An 11,344-nucleotide genomic window follows, 5' to 3' on the forward strand; every position below is an offset into this window, starting at 1 on the left:
GGATGCCCAAAAGAACTGATATTAAGAAAATTATGGTCATTGGCTCAGGTCCCATCATTATTGGTCAAGCTGCTGAATTCGACTATGCGGGTACACAAGCCTGTCTTGCCCTTAAAGAGGAAGGGTATGAAGTAGTTCTTGTCAACTCAAACCCTGCAACCATCATGACTGATCGTGAAATTGCTGATAAGGTGTACATTGAACCGATAACGATTGAATTTGTTAGCCGCATCTTGCGTAAAGAAAGACCAGAAGCCTTACTTCCCACACTTGGTGGTCAAACGGGACTCAACATGGCGATGTCTTTGCATAAGATAGGTATTCTTGAAGAACTCGATATTGAATTACTCGGAACGAAGCTCTCAGCGATTGATCGAGCTGAAGATCGTGAACTTTTCAAAGGGCTCTGTGAATCTATTGGTGAACCACTCTGTGAATCAGATATTGCCACTACCGCTGAAGAAGCATTGACAATTGCCGAAACAATTGGCTACCCATTGATTGTTCGACCAGCCTTTACCCTTGGAGGTACAGGCGGGGGTATTTGCCAAAATCAAATAGAACTTGTGGAAATTGTAAAAAATGGATTGAAACTCTCACCTGTTACACAGTGTTTAATAGAGCAATCAATTGCTGGCTACAAGGAAATTGAGTATGAAGTGATGCGTGATTCAGCAGACAATACGATTGTTGTCTGCAATATGGAAAACTTTGATCCTGTCGGTATTCACACAGGTGACTCGATCGTCTTTGCTCCAAGCCAAACCTTGTCAGATTATGAATATCAAATGCTTCGTGATGCAAGCTTTAGAATTATACGTGAACTTGGTATTGAAGGAGGTTGTAATGTCCAATTTGCTCTTGATCCAAAAAGTTTTAACTACTATGTCATTGAGGTTAACCCACGTGTCTCTCGCTCATCAGCACTTGCTTCAAAAGCAACAGGTTATCCCATTGCCAAGTTGGCTGCGAAGATTGCGGTAGGTTTGACCTTGGATGAGATGAAAAATCCTGTCACGGGGAAAACCTATGCTCAATTCGAGCCAGCTCTTGATTATGTGGTCACAAAGATTCCGCGTTGGCCATTTGATAAGTTTGAAAATGGTGACCGTAATCTTGGGACACAAATGAAGGCTACTGGTGAAGTTATGGCCATCGGTCGAAATATTGAAGAGAGCCTTTTAAAAGCAGTTAATTCACTTGAAATTGGACTAACTCATGCTGAGCTGCCAGAACTTCAGGAAGTTTCGGAAGAAGTCTTAATTGAAAAAATGATTAAGCCTCAAGATGACCGTCTCTTCTATGTAACAGAAGCAATCCGTCGCGGTATGGATATTGACGAAATTGCCTACCTGACAAAGATTGATGTTTTTTTTCTTGATAAATTACTTCACATATATGAAATAGAGCAAGATTTGGTGAAGAATATAAGAGATTTGGAACTCTTAAAAACAGCCAAAGCTAATGGTTTCTCTGATAAAAAGTTAGCTTCTCTTTGGGGAATGACAGCTCAAGAACTTCGTAATTATCGGATTAAAAATGAAGTAAAGCCCGTCTTCAAGATGGTTGATACTTGTGCAGCAGAGTTTGAATCAACTACCCCGTATTTTTATTCAACTTATGAATGGGAAAATGAGTCAATACGAAGTCATAAAGAGTCAATTTTAGTCCTTGGTTCAGGTCCAATCCGTATCGGACAAGGGATAGAATTCGACTATGCGACTGTTCACTCGGTCAAAGCTATTCAATCAGCAGATTATGAAGCCATCATCATGAATTCTAACCCAGAAACCGTTTCAACAGACTTCTCTGTCTCTGACAAGCTTTATTTTGAGCCCTTGACACTTGAAAATGTTATGAATGTGATTGACTTTGAACAACCTAAAGGCGTAATCATACAATTTGGTGGACAAACAGCAATTAACTTGGCTGAACCTTTGTCAAAACTAGGCGTTAAAATTTTAGGAACGCAAGTTGGAGATCTTGACCGGGCGGAAAATCGTAATCTCTTTGAGAGTGCTCTGAAGGAGCTTAATATTCCACAGCCTCAAGGTGCAACAGCAATCAGTGAGGATGGAGCTGTGGCTGTGGCTAACGAAATAGGCTTTCCAGTTTTGGTACGTCCTTCATATGTTCTCGGAGGTCGTGCTATGGAAATTGTTGATAATGAGTCTGATCTGCGAGACTATATGCGTACAGCTGTTAAAGTTAGCCCTGATCACCCAATCTTGGTTGACCGTTATCTCTTGGGAAGAGAATGTGAAGTGGATGCTATATCTGATGGTGAAACAGTTCTTATTCCAGGAATTATGGAGCATATTGAGCGTGCAGGTGTCCACTCGGGTGACTCAATGGCTGTCTATCCTCCACAAAACATGTCATTAGAAATCAAAAAGACCATCGTAGACTATACTAAACGCTTAGCAATCGGACTAAACTGTGTTGGTATGATGAATGTCCAATTTGTTATCCATGAAAACAAAGTTTATGTTATCGAAGTGAATCCACGAGCTAGTCGCACTGTGCCTTTCTTGTCAAAAGTGACAGGTATCCCAATGGCTCAAGTGGCAACTAAATTAATTCTTGGTGAAAATCTCAAGTCACTTGGCTATAAAGATGGACTTTATAAAGAATCTAAGCAAGTTCATGTAAAAGCTCCGGTTTTCTCCTTTACTAAGCTTCTTCTAGTTGACACCTATCTTGGTCCTGAAATGAAATCCACTGGTGAAGTTATGGGGTCTGATGCATCGCTTGATAAAGCTCTATACAAAGCTTTTGAAGCTTCGGGTCTTCATTTAAGTGAATATGGGTCAGCCCTCTTTACTGTATCAGACGAAGATAAGGCTGAAGCTTTGGAAATTGCTCAACGCTTTAGCTCAATTGGTTACTCACTTGTGGCGACTAAGGGAACAGCAGCTTACTTCCAAAAACATGGACTTCTAGTTACTGAGGTTGAAAAATTATCAGAAAGTCTTAACGAAGAAAATACGGTCATTGATCTAATTCGCAAAGGACGTGTCCAGGCGATTGTCAACACTATTGGTCGTAATCGGGGGCATGCTGAAACTGATGGTCTGCATATCCGTCGTGAAGCTGTAGAACATGGTCTTCCACTATTTACTGCGCTTGATACAGTCAAAGCTATTTTGAGTGTAATGGAAAGCCGTTCATTTATTACAGAAGCAATATGAACAGGCAAAATAAAGAAAGGCTGAATTTTTAGGATGTTAGAAGAAACAATGACTCTCATTGAACAAAAGAATCTTGCACCACAAATTTTTGAAATGACACTTTATGGAAAATTAGTCAAGGAGATGGAGGTCCCAGGTCAATTTCTCCATCTTCGAGTACCTTCGGCTGAGCTTCTCTTGCGTCGTCCTATCTCGTTGGCCGAGATTGATCAAACGACGGAAACATGTAAGTTGATTTATCGAGTAGAAGGAAAAGGTACAGATATTTTTTCTAAGATGAAAGATGGTGATCAAATTGATGTTATGGGACCTTTAGGAAATGGTTTTGATATTGGGAATGTTAAGGCAGAAGAGACCGCCTTTATAATTGGGGGTGGCATCGGTGCCCCTCCAATGTATGAATTATCCAAAGAACTAATATCTAAAGGAGTGAAAGTTATCCAGCTTCTTGGCTTCGCGACAAAAAATGTCATCTTTTATGAAGAAAAATTTAAAAAATTGGGTGTCACTCGAATTGCCACGGATGATGGCACTTATGGAATGCATGGCCATGTTGGTCATTTGATTGATCAGGCTATTGAGGAATTTGGACAACCCGATTTAGTCTATGCTTGTGGTTCTAATGGACTTTTGAAAGCCGTTGATAGAAAATTTGATGATCACCCTAAAGCCTATATCTCCATGGAAGCCAGAATGGCTTGTGCAGTTGGTGCGTGTTATGCGTGTGTGGTTCATGTTAAAGATGATGAAACAGGAATGAGTTATGTAAAAGTTTGTGACGATGGTCCAATCTTTGAAACTGGAAAGTTGGTAATATAAATGGCCGAAAATCGTTTAAAGATCTCAATACCAGGCTTAAACTTAAAGAATCCAATTATGCCTGCAAGTGGTTGCTTTGGCTTTGGGACTGAATATGCCAAGTATTTTGATCTAAATCAATTAGGGTCTATCATGGCCAAAGCAACCACTTTAGAAGCTCGTTTTGGTAATCCCACTCCTCGTGTGACGGAGACCTCAAGCGGAATGCTCAATGCTATTGGACTCCAAAACCCTGGGCTTGAAGTAGTACTTACTGAGAAATTTCCAGCCCTTGCAGTGGCTTATCCAGAACTTCCAATTGTGGCGAATGTCGCTGGCAGTACACAAGAAGATTATGTTGAAGTTTGTGCTAAAATCGGCGGTGCGCCTAATGTCAAAGCCATCGAATTAAATATTTCATGTCCTAATGTGAAACATGGCGGACAGATGTTCGGAACAGATCCGAAGCAGGCATATGAGTTGACTAAAGCTTGTAAATCAGTAGCTACAGTGCCAATTTATGTTAAACTCTCACCCAATGTGACAGACATTGTCGAAATCGCAAAATCAGTAGAGGATGCAGGAGCAGATGGTCTGACCATGATAAACACACTCATGGGAGTTCGCTATAGTTTAAAAACGCGTCAACCGATCTTAGCCAATGTAACGGGGGGATTGTCAGGTCCAGCCATAAAACCAGTAGCGTTAAAGCTTATTCAACAAGTCGCAAAAGAGACAGACCTACCAATCATTGGTATGGGTGGGATTATGACAGCAGAGGACGTAATTGAATTTTACCTAGCTGGAGCTAGTGCTGTAGCCGTCGGAACGGCAAATTTCACTGACCCATTGATTTGCCCAAAGATTATTAACGCTCTGCCGGATTGTCTAGACTTTTATGGCATTGAAAGTCTAGAAGCATTGCGCGATGAAGTAAAGGAAGGATTTAAACATGCTTAATTTTGAAAGCCGTCCGATAATTGCGTTAGATTTTGCCAGTTTTGACCTAGCTAAGGAATTTATAAATAAATTTCCTGCCGATGAAAAAATTTACGTGAAGGTTGGTATGGAACTTTATTATCAAGCTGGAGCTGAAGTTATCCATTATCTCAAGGAGAAAGGGTATTCTGTATTTCTCGATTTGAAGTTGCATGACATTCCAAATACCATAAGATCAACAATGAAGGTACTTGCTCAACTTGGTGTTGACATGGTAAACGTTCATGCAGCTGGAGGACAAGAAATGATGCGGGCGGCAAAATCTGGCCTAATTGAAGGGACGCCAAAAGGTGGGAAAGTAGCTAAGCTAATTGCGGTAACTCAACTTACCTCAACCAGTGAAAAAACTATGAAAAGGGATCAAAAAATTGATTGCAGCCTCATAGAATCTGTTCTCCATTATGCTTGTATTACAATGAAGTCGGGACTTGACGGGGTGGTTTGTTCAGCACTTGAAGTCAAAAAGATCAAAGCGGCAACAAATGAGGATTTTTTATGTATAACACCTGGTATCCGTCCAACTGGAAGTGGTGTTGGAGATCAAAAACGTGTGACTAATCCAGGTCAAGCCAGGTCTATTGGCTCAGACTATATCGTAGTGGGCCGTCCAATTACTAAAGCTGATAATCCAGTTGGAATCTATCATGAAATTAAACAAGAATGGAGTGAAAATTAATGACAGATTTAGCTAAAACTATTGGTAAAAATTTATTAGATATCAGGGCTGTGTTTTTATCGCCCAATGAGCCATTTACTTGGGCGAGTGGAATCCAATCACCCATTTATACTGACAATCGTATAACCTTGTCATATCCGCAAATTCGTCGCCAGATTGCACAAGGTCTCGCTCAAATCATTAAGGATAATTTCCCAGAGGTTGAAGTGATTGCGGGTACTGCTACAGCTGGAATACCTCATGCTGCTTGGGTCGCTGAGATTCTTGATTTACCGATGATATATGTTCGTTCAAAGCCAAAAGATCATGGTAAAGGCAATCAAGTTGAAGGCAGAATTGAAGAAGGCCAAAAAATTGTTTTGATTGAAGATCTTATTTCAACCGGTGGCTCAGTCCTTGAAGCCGCTGCTGCTGCAGAAAAAGAAGGAGTTACAGTTTTAGGGATTGCTGCGATTTTTAGCTATGAACTTTCTAGCGCTATTGAAAATTTTGAAAAAGCAAATCTAAAATTGATGACTTTATCAAACTTTAGTAGTTTGATTGAGCAAGCGTTGGAAAGCGACTATATCTCTAAAGATGAATTTAAACTTTTAGAAAGATTTAAAAAAGACCAAAAAAATTGGCAATGATTAAAGAGTTTGATAAGAGATTTTACTGGCTTTTTTGGGTTACTTAATTTCATATTGGAATTAATAAGAAGGCTAGTCATGCCTAGCAAGTTTTAAATTGAAAATGATAGTTAACTTTGATTATGACCAAGTTAGCTGTATAGTTGGAATATAAACATAAAGAGATCGACTTATTGACAGTCGATCTCTTTATGTTTATATTGATCTCTTATTAAAACTCAGGATTATTCTTATAGTATATCCATTTTCCAAATTGTAAAACAAGAATATAAGCAATGATTATGCTAACCCACCAGAACAGGAAGCGTGATTCAACATGATTTAGGCTAATTATGTTACCCAAAGGTGTGCTGATCATGATTCCGCCAACGACAAATGCTCCAATTGTAGAAAGGAAAATTGGAAGCGCTGCACGACTTTTAATAAAAGGAAGTTTTCTAGTGCGTAATATATGGAACGCCATAGCCTGTGTAGCAAGTGATTCAATAAACCATCCAGCTTGAAAAAGGGGAGATTGATGCATGCTATGATACCCCAAAATAAACCAAAGAATTGCAAAAGTTGTAATATCAAAAATTGAAGATATTGGGCCAAGAATCAAAGCGAATTTAGCTAAGCCTCTGGTTCCCCATTGTACTGGGTGAATAATTTCTTCACTGTCTACATTATCCCATGGTGTTGTGAGTTGTGAAATATCATATATTAAGTTAAGTGTCAAAAGTTGTGTAGAGAGCATTGGCAAAAATGGGAGAAAAGCAGATGCTACCAGAACTGAAAAGACATTTCCGAAGTTAGATGAAAGAGTAATTCGAATATATTTCATCATATTCGAGAATACTTTTCTTCCCTCAATTACCCCTGTTTCTAATACTTGCAACGATTTCTCTAATAAAATAATTGTACTTGCATCTTTTGTAATATCTGCTGCAGTATCAACAGAAATCCCGACGTCTGCAGCTCTAAGAGCAGGTGCATCGTTGATGCCATCTCCCATAAAACCGACCGTATGAACTTTTCGAAGAGTCTCTATAATGCGCGATTTCTGAAGTGGGGAAAGTTTTGCAAATAGGTGAGCTTCCATTGCTGCTTCAAAAAGGGTTTGGTCATCCATTTGGTCAACATCTGTTCCAAGATAATACTTTTCAATAGGAATGCCTACATCAGCACAAACTTTTTTCGCAACAATGGCATTATCTCCAGTGAGGACTTTAACCGTGATTCCATGATCATGCAAACTTGAGATAGCAGCCTTTGCACTTTCTTTAGCGGGATCAAGAAAACCGAGGAAACCTATCATTGTCATGTTTTTTTCGCTCGATTGATCAAAATTTTCAAGTTCATCTTCTGTCAATATACGCTGAGCAACGGTTAAAACACGCATTCCATCAAGATTCATTTCACTATTTACTTGGCGGAATGCCTCTCTTTTTTCAGGAGTAATTGGGACATCAACTCCATTTACCCTCATATGTGTACAAATGGATTCCATTTCCTCCACTGCACCTTTTGTAACCATTAGGATTCTGTCGTCTTCACGGACAACAACTGACAACCTGCGGCGTGAAAAATCAAATGGAAGTTCATCAACTTTCTCCATACGTGAATAGTCAAACTCACGTGGATGCTTATTGAAGTATTGAATTATAGCAACATCCATAAGATTTTTCCAACCAGTTTGGAAATATGAATTAATAAAGGCTGCATGTAAAACGTGACGTTTCTTTTCTCCCAAAGGGCCAACGTATGACATCATCACGACCCGGTCTTCGGTGATTGTCCCTGTCTTATCAGTGCAGAGAATATTCATCGAACCTAGGTTTTGGATTGCTGAAAGCTGTTTAACAATAACCTTCTTTTTGGAAAGAGCAACTGCACCTTTTGCAAGATTAGTATTAACTACCATGGGGAGCATTTCAGGTGTGAGGCCAACAGCAACAGCAATTGCAAAGAAAAATGCGTCTAATGCTGAATCTTTTGTTGTCCAATTGATAATAAAGACGATTGGAAAAAGAATAATGACCATGATCATTAATAGGCGTGAAATACGATTTAAACCTTTATCAAATGCAGATTGTACTCGGGCGCTATTAGAAGATTTTGCTGCAATATCTCCAAACATGGTTTGGCTTCCAGTTTTTACAATTAATATTTCGCCATTTCCTGAAAGAACATCTGTTCCCATAAAAAGGACATTAGGAGCATCGATTGAGGAAATATTGCTCAAATCAATCTGTTCGTCTCCTTCAAAACTTTCTGGGATCCTTTTTTCAACCGGGTAAGATTCACCAGTTAGACTTGATTGGTTTACAAATAGGTCTTTAGATTCTAATAAGACACTGTCTGCTGGAATCATATCTCCCGTCTGAAGTCGAATGATGTCACCAGGAACGATTTCATCCATAGGGACTTCTCTGTACTCTCCATCTCGTTTTACATTTGTAGTGTTCTCAATCATTTCACGTAAAGCATTGGATGCTTTTTCACTCTTGTATTCTTGAACAAAAGAAACACTAGCAGAGAGAACAATCATTACACACATATATATTGCAGGCTCAATCTGCCCTGTTAGTAAAGAAACAATTGCTAAGAAAGCTAATACTAAAGAAAAGGGATTCCGAAAAGCATGCCATAGTATAATGTAGGCAGGAGTGAGTTTCTGAGCGGCAATTATATTAGGCCCGTATTCTTCTAATCTTTCTTTTGCTATATTACTCGGTAACCCTGCGAAAGTTGTTTCTAATTTTGTAAATAATTCTTCACGGTTGAATTGTGCGAGCATAGTTAGATTATTGTTTTTTTTATTCTTAATTTTTTTTTGCATGCTTGCTCCTCCTTTTTCCTTTATTGCGATACTTTTACCTTATTCATTATACCTAATAAGTTTATAAATAGGAATATAAGGATAATAGACTTCAACATCATCAACGAATATAAAAAACGATGAAAAATCATTTTTGTAAATAAACTAATTATCATGAATTGCAGTTAATAATTTCGAATTAATAAAAATCTAGACATATTCAAAATGTGTATAGAATTTTAAAATTCAGCATAACATGGAAAAAGATTATCAATTCTCTGAGGTTCTGTTATAATACAATGCGTTCTTGCCTATCCTATTAAACGTAGTTTTTAAGCTTCGAATTGGGGAAAAATAATCATCTTAGATTCGTAATTTTTTAGCATAATTAAATTTAAGTTAGATTATTAAGTATATATAAAAAATTTTATTAAGTTTAAACATCGATTTCTTTACCATTGCCGATTGTATATGTTAGCGCAACTGAATTGGTAAGAAATAAAAGAAGTCATGTTTTTTGTAAAATGGTGCTGAAGAGTACATAAGTGGCTGAAGAGTTAGATTATACAAAAAAATATATCAGCGTATGGTAGAGAAAAGTATTAGACTTCAAGAGCAACGTATACTGTACTAAATTGGACACTTGTTTTTGAAAAAGAAATGATGTTATTTTAACTCAAAAAGAAAATCAAATTTGGTAAGATAGTGAGAGACAAATATTCTCAAATGTGTCATTGTATTTTTATAACTAAATAACCGTATAAATAAGGTTATTTCTAAAACAAAAATACAAAAATATAAAAAAATTCTTTCATTTGAAAATAAATATTTGTTGAAATCCATAAAATAACAATTTCAAAATATTATAATTATAAATAGAGGAAACTAATTTGATTTACTTTGATAATGCTGCAACGACAGCAATGACAACTGAAGTCCTAAAATCATATAATGATGTGGTAACTCGGGTTATTGGTAATCCGTCGAGTCTGCATAATCTTGGAACAGTGGCTGGCCGCCTTTTGAATGCTTCCCGTCGACAGATTTCTGACCTATTAAATGTTTCACCAGATGAGATTTTCTTTACAAGCGGTGGGTCAGAAAGTGATAATTGGATAATAAAAGGGACAGCTTTTGAGAAACAAGCTTTTGGTAAGCACTTGATAATTTCAAGTGTTGAGCATCCAGCTATCAAAAATTCAGCCGAGTGGTTGAGAGACCAAGGATTCAAGGTTGATTATGCACCGGTTGATAAAAATGGCTTTGTACTTGTTGATGAACTTGAAAAATTAATCTGTGAAGATACAATTTTGGTATCTGTGATGGCGGTCAATAATGAAGTTGGAGCAATCCAGCCACTTAAAGAGATTGCAACTTTACTTGGAAACTTTCCTAAAATTAGCTTTCACGTTGATGCTGTTCAAGCGATTGGAAAAATTGCAACAAAAGACTTTCTCTTACCTAGAGTTGACTTTGCTAGTTTCTCAGCTCATAAATTTCACGGCCCTCGAGGTGTAGGGTTTAACTACATCAAGTCAGGAAAACGCTTGACACCATTAATTCATGGCGGTGGCCAAGAGTCAGGAAAACGCTCAACCACAGAAAATCTTCCTGGTATCGTGGCAACAGCCAAAGCACTTAGAATTTCGCTTGAAGGCTTTGAAGAAAAACATGCCCATGTTGCAGAAATGAAAAAAGTTATTTACAATGAGCTTAAGGAGCATAACAATGTTCTGGTTTTCAGTGGTGTTGATAATTATGCGGCAAACATTTTAACATGGGGAATTAAAGGAATCCGTGGAGAAGTGACAGTTCACGCATTTGAGGATCATGAAATTTACATTTCTACAACTAGTGCTTGCGCCTCAAGGAAAAATTCCGCAGCTGGAACCCTGATGGCAATGAAGGTTGATCCAAAATTAGCTACAAGTGCCGTACGTATTAGTCTTGATTATACAAATACAATGACAGAGGTGGAACTGTTCTTGACTGTTTTCCGCCAGGTCCTTTTGAAACTCGGATAGCAAAAATATGATCAAAATAAAATGAATCCAAATTTAATTTTGGATTCATTTTATAATCACTGATTTTCTAGAAAAATGGATTAAAAACTTTTTCTTCACCAATTGTACTTTTTGGGCCATGTCCTGGATATATTTTATAATCACTGATTTTCTAGAAAAATGGATTAAAAACTTTTTCTTCACCAATTGTACTTTTTGGGCCATGTCCTGGATATATTTTATAATCA

General features: G+C 37.8%; 7 protein-coding genes and 1 pseudogene. 6 read left to right on the plus strand and 2 right to left on the minus strand.

What is annotated here, in order from left to right:
* Positions 1 to 2 precede the first annotated feature (2 nt).
* The 5 genes from carB to pyrE are packed head-to-tail and all read left to right on the plus strand — an operon-like array spanning position 3 to position 6,293.
* Positions 3 to 3,191, plus strand: a complete 3,189-nt coding sequence (gene carB / locus HNQ37_RS01910; RefSeq protein ID WP_183538786.1) for a carbamoyl-phosphate synthase large subunit — start codon at positions 3 to 5, stop codon at positions 3,189 to 3,191.
* Positions 3,192 to 3,224: 33 nt separating this feature from the next.
* Positions 3,225 to 4,010, plus strand: a complete 786-nt coding sequence (locus HNQ37_RS01915; RefSeq protein ID WP_183538788.1) for a dihydroorotate dehydrogenase electron transfer subunit — start codon at positions 3,225 to 3,227, stop codon at positions 4,008 to 4,010.
* The gene (locus tag HNQ37_RS01920) at positions 4,011 to 4,949 is read left to right on the plus strand and encodes a dihydroorotate dehydrogenase (RefSeq protein WP_183538790.1); all 939 of its coding nucleotides are present in this window, start codon (positions 4,011 to 4,013) and stop codon (positions 4,947 to 4,949) included.
* A complete protein-coding gene (pyrF, locus tag HNQ37_RS01925; RefSeq protein WP_183538792.1) occupies positions 4,942 to 5,664 on the plus strand; it encodes an orotidine-5'-phosphate decarboxylase in 723 nt (240 codons plus the stop codon). The genes HNQ37_RS01920 and pyrF overlap by 8 nt, the downstream gene beginning before the upstream one ends.
* Entirely contained in the window at positions 5,664 to 6,293 is a 630-nt protein-coding gene (pyrE, locus tag HNQ37_RS01930; protein WP_183538794.1) for an orotate phosphoribosyltransferase, read from the plus strand. Before pyrF ends, pyrE begins: the two co-directional genes overlap by 1 nt.
* 211 nt (positions 6,294 to 6,504) lie before the next feature.
* Here pyrE and mgtA read toward each other — a convergent pair whose 3' ends face one another.
* Positions 6,505 to 9,114, minus strand: a complete 2,610-nt coding sequence (mgtA, locus tag HNQ37_RS01935) for a magnesium-translocating P-type ATPase (protein ID WP_183538796.1) — start codon at positions 9,112 to 9,114, stop codon at positions 6,505 to 6,507.
* Between the two features lie 869 nt (positions 9,115 to 9,983).
* Here mgtA and HNQ37_RS01940 point away from each other — a divergent pair.
* Positions 9,984 to 11,117: a cysteine desulfurase family protein gene (locus HNQ37_RS01940; protein ID WP_183538798.1), complete on the plus strand. Its 1,134-nt coding sequence runs from the start codon at positions 9,984 to 9,986 to the stop codon at positions 11,115 to 11,117.
* A 151-nt stretch (positions 11,118 to 11,268) separates the two neighbouring features.
* On the opposite strand, the pseudogene HNQ37_RS08655 reads toward HNQ37_RS01940, so the two are convergent.
* A pseudogene (locus HNQ37_RS08655) lies at positions 11,269 to 11,344 on the minus strand (MBL fold metallo-hydrolase); the annotation flags it as partial.

It is taken from the genome of Lactovum miscens, assembly GCF_014202895.1.
Lineage (GTDB): Bacteria > Bacillota > Bacilli > Lactobacillales > Streptococcaceae > Lactovum > Lactovum miscens.

Coding starts and splice junctions, on each gene's coding strand:
- carB (WP_183538786.1), top strand. CDS start 3: ATGCCCAAAAGAACTGATATTAAGAAAATTATGGTCATTGGCTCAGGT.
- HNQ37_RS01915 (WP_183538788.1), top strand. CDS start 3,225: ATGTTAGAAGAAACAATGACTCTCATTGAACAAAAGAATCTTGCACCA.
- HNQ37_RS01920 (WP_183538790.1), top strand. CDS start 4,011: ATGGCCGAAAATCGTTTAAAGATCTCAATACCAGGCTTAAACTTAAAG.
- pyrF (WP_183538792.1), top strand. CDS start 4,942: ATGCTTAATTTTGAAAGCCGTCCGATAATTGCGTTAGATTTTGCCAGT.
- pyrE (WP_183538794.1), top strand. CDS start 5,664: ATGACAGATTTAGCTAAAACTATTGGTAAAAATTTATTAGATATCAGG.
- mgtA (WP_183538796.1), bottom strand. CDS start 9,114: ATGCAAAAAAAAATTAAGAATAAAAAAAACAATAATCTAACTATGCTC.